At 72.8% G+C, this 16428-nt stretch carries 13 protein-coding genes; all 13 read right to left on the bottom strand.

Translation table 11 applies throughout. The annotated features are described in order from the left end of the window. Positions 1–133: 133 nt before the first annotated feature. Positions 134–3196 carry a helix-turn-helix transcriptional regulator gene (locus BR98_RS17880; protein ID WP_232247890.1) on the bottom strand — a complete coding sequence of 1021 codons (3063 nt, stop codon included), beginning with the start codon at positions 3194–3196 and terminating at the stop codon, positions 134–136. 176 nt (positions 3197–3372) lie between these two features. After that, complete coding sequence (locus tag BR98_RS17875) at positions 3373–3573, bottom strand: hypothetical protein (RefSeq protein ID WP_035845958.1); 201 nt, start codon at positions 3571–3573, stop codon at positions 3373–3375. A 188-nt stretch (positions 3574–3761) separates the two neighbouring features. After that, entirely contained in the window at positions 3762–5255 is a 1494-nt protein-coding gene (gatB, locus tag BR98_RS17870; RefSeq protein WP_198042370.1) for an Asp-tRNA(Asn)/Glu-tRNA(Gln) amidotransferase subunit GatB, read from the bottom strand. A gap of 86 nt (positions 5256–5341) precedes the next feature. After that, a complete protein-coding gene (locus tag BR98_RS17865) occupies positions 5342–5599 on the bottom strand; it encodes a hypothetical protein (protein WP_083976702.1) in 258 nt (85 codons plus the stop codon). Further along, entirely contained in the window at positions 5596–7089 is a 1494-nt protein-coding gene (gene gatA / locus BR98_RS17860) for an Asp-tRNA(Asn)/Glu-tRNA(Gln) amidotransferase subunit GatA (protein WP_035845954.1), read from the bottom strand. Before gatA ends, BR98_RS17865 begins: the two co-directional genes overlap by 4 nt. 5 nt (positions 7090–7094) lie before the next feature. Then, positions 7095–7391, bottom strand: coding sequence for an Asp-tRNA(Asn)/Glu-tRNA(Gln) amidotransferase subunit GatC (gatC, locus tag BR98_RS17855; protein ID WP_035845952.1), 297 nt, complete (start codon positions 7389–7391; stop codon positions 7095–7097). A gap of 128 nt (positions 7392–7519) precedes the next feature. Then, positions 7520–9301 carry a putative bifunctional diguanylate cyclase/phosphodiesterase gene (locus BR98_RS38120; RefSeq protein ID WP_051969886.1) on the bottom strand — a complete coding sequence of 594 codons (1782 nt, stop codon included), beginning with the start codon at positions 9299–9301 and terminating at the stop codon, positions 7520–7522. Positions 9302–9643: 342 nt separating this feature from the next. Next, positions 9644–11935, bottom strand: a complete 2292-nt coding sequence (gene ligA, locus BR98_RS17845) for an NAD-dependent DNA ligase LigA (RefSeq protein WP_035845950.1) — start codon at positions 11933–11935, stop codon at positions 9644–9646. Between the two features lie 17 nt (positions 11936–11952). Further along, positions 11953–12924 (bottom strand): methionine synthase, encoded by a 972-nt coding sequence (locus BR98_RS17840; RefSeq protein WP_051971106.1) that lies wholly within the window; start codon positions 12922–12924, stop codon positions 11953–11955. Between the two features lie 216 nt (positions 12925–13140). Beyond that, positions 13141–13878: a hypothetical protein gene (locus tag BR98_RS17835; RefSeq protein ID WP_157537829.1), complete on the bottom strand. Its 738-nt coding sequence runs from the start codon at positions 13876–13878 to the stop codon at positions 13141–13143. 61 nt (positions 13879–13939) lie between these two features. Further along, complete coding sequence (locus BR98_RS17830) at positions 13940–14629, bottom strand: SDR family oxidoreductase (RefSeq protein WP_035845943.1); 690 nt, start codon at positions 14627–14629, stop codon at positions 13940–13942. A 13-nt stretch (positions 14630–14642) separates the two neighbouring features. Further along, entirely contained in the window at positions 14643–15176 is a 534-nt protein-coding gene (locus tag BR98_RS17825) for an LOG family protein (RefSeq protein ID WP_035845940.1), read from the bottom strand. A gap of 16 nt (positions 15177–15192) precedes the next feature. Further along, positions 15193–16377 (bottom strand): tRNA 2-thiouridine(34) synthase MnmA, encoded by a 1185-nt coding sequence (gene mnmA / locus BR98_RS17820; RefSeq protein WP_051969885.1) that lies wholly within the window; start codon positions 16375–16377, stop codon positions 15193–15195. Positions 16378–16428: the final 51 nt, after the last annotated feature.

The following is a 16428-nucleotide window of genomic DNA, read 5'->3' as shown; positions in this document are numbered from 1 at the left end:
ATGACACGTGCACTCAACTTAGAGTAATGGTCAGAGAGTAGGGATCCGCACCCGTTTCGACCAGATCGGCCTGGTTGGCCGTAGCGCACGCGCGGGTGCACGCGCGCCGGGGCGCGTGCGTCCGTGCGCCGGACTACGCGCCGCCGACCGCAACCGGTGTGCGGCCTTCCGGGAAGAGCCGCAGCCGGTGGGCCAGCGCCGCCGCCTCACCACGGCCGGACACCTCCAGCTTGGCCAGGATGTTGGAGACGTGCACGCTGGCCGTCTTGGGCGAGATGAAGAGCTCCTCGGCGATCTGACGGTTCGTCCGGCCCTCCGCCAGCAGCCGCAGCACGTCGGTCTCGCGGGGGGTCAGATGGAAGGCGGAGGCGCCACCCGGCTCGGACCGATCCGCGCGCGCCCCCTCCCGCGCCCCCTCGGTGGCCGCCAGGGCCCGGGCCACCCCGGCCCGGTCGGCCAGCCGGGCGATCTCCCGGCCGAGCCCGGTATCGCCGCGACGGGCGGCCAGTTCGGCCGCCTCGCGGAGCAGTTCACCGGCCCGCTCGCGGTCGCCGGCGGCCGCGGCCGCGCCGCCCGCGCCGAGCAGCGCGAGCACCAGCGGGTAGGGCAGACCGGTGGCGCGCAGCGGCTCGATCGCGGCGGCCCAGTGCGCCGCGGTGTCGACGCCGGCGGCTCGGGCCAGTTCGGCCTCGGCCAGCCGCGCCCACCCCTGGTGCAGCGGCACCACCGGGCGCTGCTCGGCCAGTTCCGCCGCGATCCGGTCCAGTACGGCGGGGCGGTCCTGGTCGGCGGCGGGCAGGCCCCGGGAGTCGGCCTCCACCCCGGCGGCCCGGGCCAGCAGCGGCAGCAGCAGGCTCTCCCGGGTGGTGATCGGGCTGTCCAGCACCGCGAGGAGCACCGATCTGGCCTCCAGCGGCCGGCCGGTGCGCCCGGCCAGGTCGATCTCCAGCCGGGCCCGGGGCACCGCATGCTGCGGCTGGTCCCGGTCGAAGCTCACCTCGGAGCGGCCCAGGTGCTCCCGGGCCGCCGTCAGATCGCCGTTCACCAGGGCGAGTTCGCCGCGCAGCCGGTGCAGGAAGGGGTCGTAGGCCTCGGCCCGGCTGTCCTCCTTCCAGGCGGCCAGCGCCTCGGCGGCCTCGGCCGGGCGGCCGACCAGCAGCAGGCACTCGGCCAGGTTGCCGGCCAGGATCGCGCCGGTGTTGCGCAGCAGGCCGAGCCGGCCGGCCACCGCCAGGCCCTCGCGGGCCAGCGTCACGGCCTCCTCGGCGCGGCCCAGGTGGCCGAAGAGGCTGGCCAGGTTGTTCAGGCCGCGGGTCAGCAGGTCCGGCACGGCGTGCCGGCGGGCGCCCTCGATCGCCTGGCGCAGCAGGGCGATGCCGCGCTCCGGGTCGCCGAACTCGGTGTACAGCGAGCCGAGGGTCATCAGCGCGTGCAGCTCGACGCTGGTCGCGCCGACCTCGCGGGCGATCGCCACCGCGCGCTCGGCCGTCACCAGGTCCGCCTCGGTCGCGCCGTGCAGCATCGCCTGACCGGCTGCCAGCGAGAAGACGTCGGCCTGCACGGCGGACGGCGCGCGGCCCTCGACCAGGCGCCGGGCGTGCGCCAACTCCTCGTCGCCGCCGGCGCGGTTGAGGTGGCCGAGCATCTTGGCCCGGTTCATCCGGAACCAGGCGGCGCGCAGCGGGTTCTCGGTCTCGTCCACCTGCTTCAGGGCCCGCTTGGCCAGGCTCAGGCCGCGGTCCCGGTCGCCGGCCCGGCGGGCCGCGACCACCGCCTCGGCCAGCACGTCCACCAGTTGCAGCTGGTCGCACTCCGGCTCGCAGGTGCCCGGGGCGCAGCAGCACGGCGGGTAGGTCTCGGCCCAGTCCGGCGGGCGCAGGGTGGCCTTCTGGGTCTCCTCCGAGACCTCGTCCCACAGTTCGATGGCCCGCTCCAGCAGGCTGAGCTGCTCGGCGAAGGCGTTGCGCCGCCGGGCGGCCCGGGCGGCGTCCAGCGCGGTGGGCAGGGCCCGGGCCGGATCGTGCGCGTGGTACCAGTAGTTGGCCAGTCGGGCCGGGCCCTCGTCGCAGTGGACCAGGCCGGGTTCGGCCGCCAGCACGGTGGCGAAGCGGCGGTTGATCCTGGTCCGCTCGCCGGGCAGCAGGTCGTCGGAGACCGCCTCGCGGACCAGCGCGTGCCGGAACCGGTAGCCCTCGCCGTCCTTGTCGGGCTGCAGGATGTTGGCGCCGACGGCGGTGCGCAGCGCGTCGAGCAGTTCGTCCTCCGGACCGTCCAGCACGGCGGCCAGCAGCTCGTGCTCGATCCGGGAGCCGCCCTCGGCGGCGATCCTGACCACCCGTTGGGTGGCCTCGGGCAGCGCCTCGACCCGGACCAGCAGGATGTCGCGCAGCGTCTCGCTCATCCCCACCGCGCAGCCGCCGGTGTAGGAGCAGGCCAACTCCTCGACGAAGAACGGGTTGCCCTCGGAGCGGCGGTGGATCCGCTCGACCAACTGGTGGTCGGGGGCCTCGGTGCGCAGGATGCCGGCCAGTTGGGCGGCCACCTCCTGGCGGCCGAAACGGTTCAGCTCCAGGCGCTGCACGGTGCGTTGGCGCTCCAGCTCGGCCAGGAACGGGCGCAGCGGGTGGCGGCGGTGCAGGTCGTCGGTGCGGTAGGTGGCCACGATCAGCACCCGGGACCGGTGCAGGGTGGCGATCAGGTACCCGAGCAGTTCGCGGGTGGAGCGGTCGGACCAGTGCAGGTCCTCGATCGCCAGCACCAACGGGTGCTCGGCGGCCAGCCGTTCGAAGAGCAGGGCGATCTGCTCGAACAGCCGGGCCCGGCCGTACTCGTCGTTGGGCTCGGTGTCGGCCTCGCCGAACTCGGGCAGCAGGCGGGACAGGTGGCCCTCGAGGCCGTCGGCGGCGCGCTCCAGCTCGGGGCCGATCCGGCGGTGCAGTCGGCGCAGCGCGGTGACCAGCGGGGCGTACGGCAGGCCCTCGGCGCCCACCTCGAGGCAGTTGCCGAGCATGGTGACGGTGCCGGTGCCGCCCTGCTCGGCGGCGCAGAGGAACTCCTCCAGCAGCCGGGTCTTGCCAACCCCCGCCTCGCCGCCGATCAGCAGTGCCTGTGGGGCACCGCCGGCCGCACGGCGCAGCGCGGCGGTGAGCGCTGCGAGCTCGTTGCCACGGCCGACGAAGACGGGACTGACCGACATCTGCTCCACGGCGCCGAGCATGCCATAGCGCGCCGACAACGGCCCACGGGTTATCCCAAGCTGTGGACGAACCGCCCGCAGGCCGGAGGGGAGGGCGCCGTCGGCGTCCCTCCCCTCCGTGTGCTCGGTGCGCGGTTCCGGTGCTCCCCTCGTGGCACCGGAACCGCCCCCCGCTGTCAGCATTCAGCTGCGGCGCGGGTGGTGTGCGCCGGGGTGCGGCGCAGACCGGCCGTGAACCGGCCGATCCGGGCGGCGACGGTGCCGTCCTGGCCGCGGGCGGCGCGGTTGGCCCGGCGGGCCTCGTCGGCCAGTCGCTCGTGCGCGGCGGCGGCCCGCAGCTCGGCGTTGCGCTGACGGTAGATCTCGTACTCGATCACTTCGGTTCCCCTCTGGGTTCTGCTCGGGCTGGTTTCCCGATACCTAGAGATTCCTCTCCCAGGGGGGTGCGGGGCATCGGCAGCATGCCGGATCTTGCGCGGGGTCAGGTCCTTAGGCGGGGGCCGAAAGGGCCGGAAAAGCACTGAGGCCACCCCTAAGGAGGGGTGGCCTCGGTACTGACAGGTGCTTAGGCGCCCAGCTTCTCCAGGATGAGGTCCTTCACCCGGGCCGCGTCGGCCTGGCCGCGGGTGGTCTTCATGACCGCGCCGACCAGCGCGCCGACCGCCTGCACCTTGCCGTCGCGGATCTTGGCGGCGACGTCCGGGTTGTCGGCGATCGCCTGGTCGACGGCCGCGCCGAGCGCGGAGTCGTCGGAGACCACGGCCAGGCCGCGCTTGGCGACCACCTCGTCCGGCTCGCCCTCGCCGGCCAGCACGCCCTCGATCACCTGGCGGGCCAGCTTGTCGTTGAGCTTGCCCTCGGCGACCAGCGCGCAGACCCGGGCCACCTGGGCCGGGGTGATCGGCTGCTCGGCCAGGTCGGTGCCGGTCTCGTTGGCCCGGCGGGCCAGCTCGCCCAGCCACCACTTGCGGGCCTGGTCGGCCGGGGCACCGGCCGCGATGGTCTCCAGGATCGGCTCCACCGCGCCCGCGTTGAGCACCGACTGCATGTCCTTGTCGGACAGGCCCCACTCGGCCTGCAGCCGGGCCCGGCGCACCCGGGGCAGCTCGGGCAGCGAGGCCCGCAGCTCCTCGACCCAGTCGCGGGCCGGGGCGATCGGGACCAGGTCGGGCTCGGGGAAGTAGCGGTAGTCCTCCGCGTTGTCCTTGATCCGGCCCGAAGTGGTGGTGCCGTCCTCCTCGTGGAAGTGCCGGGTCTCCTGGACGATGGTGCCGCCGTCGCCCAGCACGGTGGCGTGCCGCTGGATCTCGAACCGGGCGGCCCGCTCCACGCTGCGCAGCGAGTTGACGTTCTTGGTCTCGCTGCGGGTGCCGAAGGTCTCGCGGCCGTGCGGGCGCAGCGACAGGTTGACGTCGCAGCGCATCTGGCCCTTGTCCATCCGGGCCTCGGAGACGCCCAGCGCCCGGATCAGCTCGCGCAGCTCGGCCACGTACGCCTTGGCCACCTCGGGCGCGCGCTCGCCGGCGCCCTCGATCGGCTTGGTGACGATCTCGATCAGCGGGATGCCGGCCCGGTTGTAGTCGAGCAGCGAGTGGGTGGCGCCGTGGATCCGGCCGGTGGCCCCGCCGACGTGGCTGGACTTGCCGGTGTCCTCCTCCATGTGGGCGCGCTCGATCTCCACGCGGAAGGTCGAGCCGTCCTCCAGCTGCACGTCGAGGTAGCCGTTGTAGGCGATCGGCTCGTCGTACTGCGAGGTCTGGAAGTTCTTCGGCATGTCCGGGTAGAAGTAGTTCTTCCGGGCGAACCGGCACCACTCGGCGATCTCGCAGTTCAGCGCCAGCCCGATCCGGATCGCCGACTCCACGCCGACCGCGTTGACCACCGGCAGCGAGCCCGGCAGCCCCAGGCAGGTCGGGCAGACCTGGCTGTTCGGCTCGGCACCCAGCTCGGTCGAGCAGCCGCAGAACATCTTCGTCTTGGTACCCAGTTCGACATGGACCTCCAGGCCCATCACCGGGTCGTAGGAGGCGAGTGCGTCGTCGTAGGAGACCAGGTTCATGACGCTCACAGCGTCCCCTTCACTAAAAAGTCTTGGAGGTACCGGCCCGGCCCCGCGGTTCACCGGGGGCCGGACCCGAGGGGGCGTCAGCCCGCCAGCACGTCGTCGCTGGTCAGCTGGCGCAGCTCGCGGACGAGCAGGGCGGTGCCGGTGACCAGGGCCAGGGCGCCGACCACGGCGTTGGCGAGGAGCAGGGTGTCCTGCTCGGTGCGGGCCTTCTTGACGTCCTTGACGATGCTCAGCACACCGAAGGCGCTGGTGCCGATGGACAGCCACAGGCCGGGCTTGCTGTGCTTCCACCCTTTGATTGAAGAACTGGCCTTGGCCTTCTCGATCTTGCTCACAGTGCCGGTGCCTCCTCGAGCAGGGGGTGCCCCCACTTGTCGTTGAGTGCGGCCTCGACGGCGCCGCCCACGCGGTACAGGCGGTCGTCCGCCATCGCGGGAGCGATGATCTGCAGGCCGACCGGGAGATTGTCCTCCGGCGCCAGGCCGCAGGGCAGCGACATGGCCGCGTTGCCCGCCAGGTTCGACGGAATCGTGCACAGGTCGGCCAGGTACATCGCCATCGGGTCGTCGGCGCGCTCGCCGATCGGGAAGGCGGTGGTCGGGGTGGTCGGCGAGATCAGCACGTCGACACCGGCGAAAGCGGCGTCGAAGTCGCGCGAGATCAGCGTGCGGACCTTCTGGGCCGAGCCGTAGTAGGCGTCGTAGTAGCCGGAGGAGAGGGCGTAGGTGCCCAGGATGATCCGGCGCTTGACCTCGGGGCCGAAGCCGGCCTCGCGGGTCAGCGCGGTGACCTCCTCGGCCGAGCGGTTGCCGTTGTCGCCGACCCGCAGGCCGTAGCGCATCGCGTCGAAGCGGGCCAGGTTGGAGGAGGCCTCGCTGGGCGCGATCAGGTAGTAGGCGGGCAGCGCGAGGTCGAAGGACGGGCAGGAGACCTCGACCACCTCGGCGCCGAGCTCGCGCAGCAGCTCCACGCTCTCGTTGAACCGCTGCATCACGCCGGCCTGGTAGCCCTCGCCGGCGAACTCCTTGACCACGCCGATCCGCATGCCGCGCACGTCGCGCAGCTTGGCGGCGGCGACCACGGCCGGGACCGGGGCGTCGATCGAGGTGGAGTCCAGCGGGTCGTGGCCGGCGATCGCCTCGTGCAGCAGCGCCGCGTCCAGCACGGTGCGCGCGCACGGGCCGCCCTGGTCCAGCGAGGAGGAGAAGGCGACCAGGCCGTAGCGGGAGACCGAGCCGTAGGTGGGCTTGACGCCGACCGTGCCGGTGACGGCGCCGGGCTGGCGGATCGAGCCGCCGGTGTCGGTGCCGATCGCCAGCGGGGCCTCGAAGGCGGCCAGCGCGGCCGCCGAGCCGCCGCCGGAGCCGCCGGGGATCCGGGACAGGTCCCAGGGGTTGCCGGTGGCGCCGTAGGCGGAGTTCTCGGTGGAGGAGCCCATCGCGAACTCGTCCATGTTGGTCTTGCCGAGGATGACCACGCCCGCGTCCTTCAGACGGGTCGTCAGGGTGGCGTCGTACGGCGGGATCCAGCCCTCGAGGATCTTGGAACCGCAGGTGGTCGGGATGCCCTTGGTGGTGAAGACGTCCTTGAGCGCCAGCGGGACGCCGGCCAGCGGGCCGAGCTCCTCGCCGGCGGCGCGCTTGGCGTCCACCGCGCGGGCCGCGCCCAGCGCGCCCTCGGTGTCCACGTGCAGGAAGGCGTTGACCTTCTTGTCGACGGCGTCGATCCGGTCCAGGTGGGCCTGGGTCACCTCGACCGCGCTGACCTTGCCGCTCGCGATGGCGGCGGCGGTCTCGGCGGCGGTGAACTTGATGAGGTCGGTCATGGGTGTTAGTCCTCCCCCAGGATCTGCGGAACCCGGAAACGCTGCTCCTCGGCGGCCGGGGCACCGGCCAGCGCCTGCTCGGGGGTGAGCGAGGGCCGCACCTCGTCCGCGCGCATGACGTTGGTCAGCGGCAGCGGGTGGGAGGTCGGCGGGACGTCCTGTCCGGCGACCTCGGAAACGCGGGCGACCGCGCCGATGATCACGTCCAGCTGCTCGGCGAAGTGGTCCAGCTCCTCCGCCTGCAACTCCAGACGCGACAGCCGGGCGAGGTGGGCGACCTCCTCGCGCGTGATGCCAGGCATGCAGCGATCCTCATCTGAGTTCTGGGTGAGTACGACACCGCCGCGACACCGCGCGCAGCGCGCACGGCGGGCGATCCGTTCTCTATGTCTTTACCGCCCATCCTAGGGGGCCCGGCGTGCCACCCGTGTTACTGAGGGGTCGTGGGGGCCTCGGTGGGTGGGGTGAGGGGCTGGCGGGGCAAGGTGGGGTACGGGAGTTCGGCCTGCCCGGTCCAGCGCTCCAGTGGGGCGAGCCGCTCGGCGGAGGGCGGTCCGGTGCGGTGCACCCGGAGCCAGGCGGTGGCCTGGTCGGCCGGCAGCGCGGCGGAGACCAGCCAGCCCTGGACGGCGTCCACCCCCAGGCCGTGCAGGCGCTCCCAGGTCTCGTCGTCCTCGACGCCCTCGGCGACCACGGTCAGGCCGAGCGAGTGCGCGAGCTCCACCGAGCAGCGGACCACCGCCGCGTCGTGGTGGTCGGCGACCATCCGGGAGACGAAGGAGCGGTCGATCTTGAGCTCGCCGACCGGCAGGCTGCGCAGCCGCACCAGCGAGGAGTGGCCGGTGCCGAAGTCGTCGAGGGACATGCCGACGCCGTGCCCGCGCAGTTCGGCCAGGGTGTCGGCGGCCAGCCGGGAGTCGTCCAGCAGCAGCCGCTCGGTGATCTCCAGTTGCAGGGCCTGCGCCGGGACCTGATGGCGCTCCAGATGGCCGGCCACCCGCTGGGCGAAGCCGGGGTTGAGCACGTCGCGCGGCGAGACGTTGACCGCGACCTGGACCTGCAGGCCCTGCGCCCGCCAGGCGGCCAGCTGGCCGATCGCGGCCTCCAGCACGTAGTCGGTGAGCCGGGGCATCAGGCCGCTGGACTCGGCCAGGCCGACGAACTCGTCCGGCGAGACCTTGCCGCGCCCGGGCCGTTCCCAGCGCAGCAGCGCCTCCAGGCCCACCACCCGGCCGTCGAAGGCCACCTTGGGCTGGTAGTGCAGCTGCACCTCGCCGGTCTCCAGGGCCCGGCGCAGGTCGCCGAGCAGGCCGATCCGGTAGGGCGTGTCGGCGTCCTGGGAGTGGTCGTACTGCTCGACGCCGGTGCGCGCGCGCTGGGCGTGGCCCATCGCGACGTCGGCCCTGCGCAACAACGATTCTGCGTCGCCCGCGTGCTGCGGGTAGACGCAGACGCCGGCGGTGGCCTCCAGCACCAGCAGCAGGCCGTCGAGCCGGATCGGCGCGGCGAGTTCCGCGATCAGCGCCCGGGCCAGTCGTTCCAGGGTGTCGGGGCAGCCGACGCCGGGGAGCAGCACCGCGAACTCGTCGCCGCCCATCCGGGCCACCACCGCGCGGCGGCCGGCCTCGGCGGCCGGGGGCAGGCCGGCGAGCAGGTCCTCGGTCTCCCGGCGGCGCTCGGCGGCGCCGAACGGGGCCAGCGGGCCGACCGGTGCCAGGGGCGCGACCGGGAGCAGCGGGCCGGCCGGCTCGCCGGGGTTCTCCCGGCCGTCGTGCGATCCGCCGCGCAGCACCCGGTGCAGTCGCCGCCCGATGTGCACGAGTAAGCGGTCACCGGCCGCATGACCGAGCGTGTCATTGAGTGAACGGAACCGATCGAGGTCGAGCAGGATCAGACCGACGGCGTACCCGTCCTCGGCCTCGTGCTCGGCGATCGCCTCCTGGGCCGCCAGCAGCAGGGCATGACGGTTCGGCAGACCGGTCAGCGGATCGGTCAGCTGGTCCCTGGCGCGGTCGCGGGCGATCCGCCAGGCCGCCACCAGGACGGCCAGCGGGACCGCGAAGAGCGGCAGCAGCTCGGGCTCGTGCCGGCTGACCAGGACCGCAAGCGGGATCAGCGGTGCGGCTCCGGCCAGCAGCACACCGAGCAGCAGGACCGCACCCGCCACCCCCTGCGGCGGGCGTGTCGGCGCGCCGCCGGTCGTACGATCCATACGCCCTGTCCTCCGTCAGGCCCGCCCCCGCCAGGCCGCATCGCGGCTTGGAGCCGACCCGAAGAACGGTCGGCCCTGGCCCTTCTGATGAAGTGCCAGTCGGTCTCAGCCGGGAAGCGCCCCTGTCGGCGCCGGCCCCCGCGGATCTCACTGGCCGGTGCCCCCCACTCCTGCTGACACACTGTTGCGCTCCAGGGTAAGTCCGCCCTCACAGCGAGGGCGGACTTTCGGTCATCCGGGAGCACGCCAGCACGGATCCGGCGCCGCACACTGACACGATGCCCCCTTTACGCGCCCACCACCCTGCTGACGGCGCATCAGCACGATAACAAGAGGGACACGTCAGACCTGGTCAGCCCCCTCGGGGGTTACCTCGGCCGGTTCCTCCTCGCCGGTCGGCAGCCCGAGGTGGGCGCGCGCCGCGGCCGGACCCGAGTCGAGCAGCACCGCGAAGCCGGCATCATCCAGCACCGGCAGCCCCAGCTGGACCGCCTTGTCATACTTAGACCCAGGGTTGTCACCGACCACTACGAAGTCGGTCTTCTTCGAAACCGAACCGGTCACCTTCGCACCGCGCGAGACCAGGGCCTCCTTGGCACCGTCCCGGGTGTGCCCGGCCAGCGTGCCGGTGACCACCACGGTGAGCCCGTCCAGCGGCCGCTCCGCCTCCTCCTCGGTCGCCTCCTCGGTGAACCGGACCCCCGCCTCGCGCCATTTCCGCAGGATCTCGCGGTGCCATTCCTCCTGGTACCACTCGATGATCGAGCGGGCGATCTTCGGGCCGACCCCCTCGGCGGCGGCCAGCTGCTCCTCGCTCGCCGCGAAGATCGCGTCCAGGTCGCGGAACTCGCGGGCCAGCGCCTGGGCCGCGACCGGGCCGACATGGCGGATCGACAGGCCGTTGAGATAGCGCCAGAGTTCCTTCTGCCTGGCCGCCGCGAGGCTCTCCAGCAGCAGGGTCGCGGTCTTCTTCGGCTCGCCCTCCAGGTTGGCGAAGAAGAAGACCTCCTTCTCCTCGCCGGTGACGTCGTCCAGTTTCGGCATCCCGCTCTTCTGGTCGCGCACCAGCACCTTGATCGGCAGCAACTGCTCCACAGTCAGTCCGAAGATGTCCCCCTCGTTCTTGACGGGGGGCTCGACGGGCTCCAACGGCTGGGTCAGTGCGGTGGCGGCCACGTAGCCCAGGCCGTCCACGTCCAGGCAGGAGCGTCCGCCCAGGAAGGCGATCCGCTCGCGGACCTGGGCCGGGCAGAACTGGGCGTTGGGACAGCGCAGGTCGATGTCCCCCTCGGACATCGGGCGCAGCTCGGACCCGCACTCGTGGCAGTGCGAGGGCATCACGAACTCCTGCTCGGTGCCGTCCCGCAGGTCCTCGATCGGGCCGAGGATCTCCGGGATCACGTCACCGGCCCTGCGCAGCACCACGGTGTCGCCGAGCAGCACGCCCTTGGCCTTGACCACCTGCTGGTTGTGCAGGGTGGCGTACTGCACCATGACGCCACCCACCTTCACCGGCTCGGCCAGTACGGCGAACGGGGTGGCCCGGCCGGTGCGGCCGATGCCGACCTGGATGCGCGCCAGCTTGGCGGTGACCTCCTCCGGCGGGTACTTCCAGGCGATCGCCCAGCGCGGCGACTTGGAGGTGGCGCCGAGCCGGCCCTGCAGGGCGATCTCGTCCACCTTGACCACCACGCCGTCGATCTCGTGCTCGACCGAGTGGCGCTTCTCGCCGTACTCCTTGATGAAGGCCCGCACCTCGTCGAGGGTCCCCACCACCCGGTTGTGCTTGGCGGTGGGCAGGCCCCAGTCGTGCAGCAGTTGGTAGGCGTGCGACTGGCAGTCGATGGTGAATCCCTCGCGGGCGCCGATGCCGTGCACCACCATGTGCAGCGGGCGCGATGCCGTGACCTGGATGTCCTTCTGGCGCAGCGAGCCGGCGGCGGCGTTGCGCGGGTTGGCGAAGAGCTTGAGCAGGGCCTGCGGGCGCTTGCCCTCCTTGGCGCGCTGCTCGTTCTCGGCCTTGCGGCGCTCGTTCTCGGCGGCGAGCGAGGCGTTCAGCTCGGCGAACGCCTCGGTGGGCAGGTAGACCTCGCCGCGGATCTCGACCAGCTCGGGGATGTTCTCGCCCTGCAGCTGGTGCGGGATCTCCTTGATGGTGCGGACGTTGGCGGTGATGTCGTCGCCGATCCGCCCGGTGCCGCGGGTGGCGGCGAGGGTGAGCCGGCCGTGCTCGTAGGTGAGGTTGACCGCGAGGCCGTCGACCTTGAGTTCGCAGAGGTAGTGGTACTCGGTGCCCGCCAGCTCGCTCGCCACGCGCTCGGCCCAGGCGGCCAGCTCCTCCCCGTCCATCGCGTTGTCCAGGCTGAGCAGCCGCTCGCGGTGCTCGACCTTGGCGAAGTCCTCGCTGACGCCGCCGCCCACCTTCTGGGTGGGCGAGTCGGGGGTGACCAGTGCCGGGTGCTCGGCCTCCAGCGCCTCCAGCTCGCGCATCAGCCGGTCGAACTCGGCGTCGCTGACGATCGGGGCGTCCTGGTCGTAGTACCGCGCGCGGTGGTCCTCCACCTCGGCCGCCAACTCGGCGTGGCGCCTGCGCACCTGCGCCGGAACGTCCTCCCAGCCCTCGACCGCCGCCACCGCAACCTCCCTGACCGTTACTCCGGGTTGTCCACCAGGCTCTGGGCGCCCCTCACGCTGAGTGACAGCGCCGTGCGCGCGTAGGCCGGGCTCGCCCCCGCCAACCCGCAGGTCGGTGTCACCAGCACGCGGCGGCCCAGCAGTTCCGGATCGAGCCCGAGCCTGCGCCACAACGTCCTGACACCGGTGACACTACCGGCCGGGTCGGACACTGCCTTCACTTCGCCACGGGGCTGGTCAGTGGACGGCACCACACCGGCCAGGAACACCGTCCCCGCCTCCACCGCCTCGCCCAGCTCGTCGTCATCACGCTCCGTCAGCAGCCCGAAGTCCAGCGAGATCCCGGCCACACCGGCCCGGCGCAGCAGGGGGATCGGCACGTTCGGCGCGCAGCTGTGCACCAGCACCGGCACGTCCAGCGAGCGGATCAGCTCCCGCAGCGCCTCCTCGGCCCGCTGGCGGTCCACCGCGCGCAGCCGCTGGAAGCCGCTGGCCGTCTTCACCTCGCCGGCCAGCACCGCCGGCAGCGAGGGCTCGTCCAGCTGCAGCACCAGCTGCGCGCCCGGGATCCGCTTGCGCACCTCCGCGAGGTGCCGGCGCAGCCCCTCGGCCAGCGAGCCGGCGATGTCCCGGCAGGCCCCCGGGTCGGCCAGCGCCTTCTCGCCGTGCCGCAGCTCGACCGCGGCGGCCAGCGTCCACGGCCCGACCGCCTGCAGCTTCAGCGCACCCTGGTACCCCTGGGTGAACTCCTCCAGCGCGTCCAGGTCCTCGCCCAGCCAGGAGCGCGCCCGCCTGGTGTCCCGCCCCGGCCGGTCGGCGAACCGCCACCCACTGGGCTGCACCTCGGCGAAGAGCTCCACCAGCAGCCCGGCCGACCGCCCGATCATGTCCGCCCCCGGCCCGCGAGCCGGCAACTCGGGCAGGAACGGCAGCTGCTCCAACGCCCCGACCGAGGTCTTGGCAGCCTCCCGGGCATCGGTACCGGGCATCGAGCCGACACCGGTGGCGGCGCCGTGCAGGGCGGGGAACGCATACTCACTGGTCACGCTCGGCAGCCTACGGGAGCATCAAGGGGGCCGACCTCGCCGCCGCCTGGTTCAGGGAGTTGATCGCCCGAGCCGTCAGCCCGTGGTCCGGCAGGCAGTTGGACCGCCACTGATGCCGCCCGCCCGATGCCGCCTGCCACGGCACGTTCGGGCGGGCCGTCAGGTGGAGTAGAAGCCGTCGAACGGCTCCCCGAAACCGAGCTGCTGCGGCACCAGCTCGTAGTGCTCCATGCCGTCGCGCTCCGCCGTCTCGTCGATCAGCCCCCACCTCACCCCGTGCGCCTCGACCGCGAACGGCCGGATCCGGATCGCGCCGTACACCACCTCGCTCAAGCCGCCCAGCAGCCCGGACAGTTCGCGCTCCGCGTCGTCCCAGTCGGCGGCCGGGCGGAACTCGGTCGCGAGATGGTTCCCCGCCGAGTCGAACAGGTGCAGCAGCGCCAGGTCGCCCGCCGCGTCCGCTGCATCGGCGACATCGCCGAAGAACTGGCCGCCGGCGTGACTGCCGATCCACCGCGTGCGGGCGTGCGGCTCGTAGGCGACCGGCACCTGCCGGGCCGGGAAGTCCAGCCTCCGCCAGGCGACCTGGTCGCGCCAGCCCGGCTCGGCCGCGATCCAGCCCCAGAGGACCTGCTCGGTCACCGACCAGGTCACGTTCTCCACCGCCTGGTAGTGCTCCCCCGAGGACCCGTGGCGGTGCTCCAACTGCCACTGGTCCGGGCCGTGGCAGTACGCCTGGGCGTACAACTCGCTGTCCGGCCCGCCACGCACCAGGCACAGCCAGGGGGCCTGCGCCGTCACCCGTTCCTCGACCGCGTACGTCAGCTCGTCGCGCTCCGGCCGGAGCAGCCGCGGGCCGTCGGCAAAGTGGATCACCACGTCGTCAGTCCTGTGCACCGGCACACGGTAACGGGCGAGACCGACAGCGCACGGGGGCCCGTGGGAAGGCCCGCTGGCCTTACCCTCCCGGGCGGACGGTGATGTCGGTGATCTCCGCGTCACGGGGCAGGTCGAGCGCGGTCAGTACGGCGGTCGCCACCGACTCCGGCGCGATCCAGCGCTCGGCCTCGTAGGCCTTGCCCTCCTGCTGGTGCACCTTCTGCTGCATGGGCGTCGCGGTCCGGCCGGGGTAGACGGTGGTGACCCGGACACCGGCGGCGTGCTCCTCGGCGCGCAGCGAGTCCGCCAGCGCCCGCAGGCCGAACTTGCTGGCCGCGTAGGAGCCCCACTCGGCGTGGGCGGTCAGGCCGGCGCCGGAGTTGACGAAGACCACGTGGCCGCGGGACATCCGCAGCTGGGGCAGCAGCAGGCGGGTCAGCTCGGCCGGGGCGACCAGGTTGATCGCCAGGGTCTCGTTCCAGACCTTGACCGGGGTGTCGCCGATCGGGCCCAGCTCGACCATGCCGGCGATGTGCAGCAGCGAGTCCAGCTCGACCGGCGGGCTCTGGTGCCCGAGCGCCCAGGAGAGCTTGGCCGGGTCGCCCAGGTCGCCCACCAGGGTCTGCGCGGTGGGGAAGCGCTCGCGCAGTTCGGCGGCGCGCTTGGCGTTGCGGGCGAGCAGCCACAGCTCGTCGCCGCGGTCGACGAGGCGCTGCGCGACGACGGCGCCGATGCCGGAACCGGCGCCGGTGATCAGATGGGTAGCCATGGCTGAGATCCTGTCAGGAGGAGGCGGCGGCGAGGTGGGCGAAGACCTCGGCGGGGGTGTCGGCGAAGGCGATCAGCTCGGCGAGCGGGCGCGGCAGGAAGCCCTCGGCGTCCATCCGCGCCAGCTGGGCGCGCAGGCCGTCGTAGAAGCCGTCGGTGTCCAGCACGACCACCGGCTTGCCGTGCAGGTTGTGCTTCTTGAGCTCGAGCACCTCGGTGATCTCGTCCAGCGTGCCGAGGCCGCCGACCAGCACCACGATGGCGTCCGCCCGGGCCAGCAGCAGGGCCTTGCGCTCGGCCAGGTCGCGGGTCATCACCAGCTCGTCCGCGCCCTCGTAGCCCTTGTGCGCGAGCATGTCGACCAGTACGCCGACCAGCTTGCCGCCGGCCGCCTTTACCTCGTCCGCCAGCAGGCCCATCAGGCCGGCGTCGGAACCGCCCCAGACGAGGGTGTGGCCGCCCGCGCCGAGCAGCCGGGCGAACTCGGCGGCGGGGGCGGTGTAGCGCTCGTCGAGCGAGTACGCGGAGCAGAAGACCGTGATGTTCATAGTGGGAAGAGGCTTATCAGATCTCCGCCACGGCCCGCCGCTCGGTTTCCACGGCCCGCTGCTCCGTTTCCACGGCCCGCCGCTCCGTTTCCGCGATGGTGGCCGAGCCGACCACCCGGGTGCCGTCGTAGAGCACCACGGCCTGGCCTGGCGCGATGCCCCGGGCCGGCTGGTCCAGCCGGACCCGCAGCTCGCCGTCCAGCAGCGAGGCGGTCACCGGCACCTCCTCGCCGTGCGCCCGCAGCTGGGCGGTGTACCGGCCCTCCCCGGCGGGCGCGGTACCGCACCAGCGGGGCTTGATCGCGGTGAGCGCGAGCACGTCCAGGCCGGCCGCCGGGCCGACCGTCACCGTGTTGTTCACCGGCGAGATGTCCAGCACGTAGCGCGGCTTGCCGTCAGCGGCCGGGCGGCCGATCCGCAGGCCCTTGCGCTGGCCGATGGTGAAGCCGTACGCGCCGTCGTGCTCGCCGACCTTGGTGCCGTCGGTGTCCAGGATGTCGCCGGGCGCGGTGCCCAGGTGGCGGGCCAGGAAGCCCTGGGTGTCGCCGTCGGCGATGAAGCAGATGTCGTGGCTGTCCGGCTTCTTGGCCACCGCGAGGTCGCGCCGCTCGGCTTCGAGGCGGATCTGCTCCTTGGTGGTGTCGCCGAGCGGGAAGAGCGAGTGCGCGAGCTGCTCGGCGTCCAGCACGCCCAGCACGTAGGACTGGTCCTTGGCGGCGTCCACGGCCCGGTGCAACTCGCGGCCGCCGCCGGGCAGTTCCACGATCCGGGCGTAGTGCCCGGTACAGACCGCGTCGAAGCCCAGGGCCAGCGCCTTGTCCAGCAGCGCGGCGAACTTGATCTTCTCGTTGCAGCGCAGGCAGGGGTTGGGGGTGCGGCCGGCCGCGTACTCGGCGACGAAGTCGTCGATCACGTCCTCGCGGAACCGCTCGGCCAGGTCCCAGACGTAGAACGGGATGCCGATCACGTCGGCGGCCCGGCGGGCGTCCCGGGAGTCCTCCAGGGTGCAGCAGCCGCGCGCGCCGGTACGGAAGGACTGCGGGTTGGAGGAGAGCGCCAGGTGCACGCCGGTCACCTCGTGCCCGGCTTCGACCGCCCGCGCCGCAGCGACGGCGGAATCGACCCCGCCGGACATCGCGGCGAGCACACGCAGACGGGAGCCGGCGGACCGGCCGGTCGGGGCACCAGGGAACTCAGTCATAGTCCCCCCAGGGTACGCAATGCCCTGCCTCCCCCCGAGCCGAAGGGCGCG

Source organism: Kitasatospora azatica KCTC 9699, from assembly GCF_000744785.1.
GTDB lineage: Bacteria > Actinomycetota > Actinomycetes > Streptomycetales > Streptomycetaceae > Kitasatospora > Kitasatospora azatica.
This window is presented reverse-complemented; position numbering and strand designations above follow the sequence as displayed.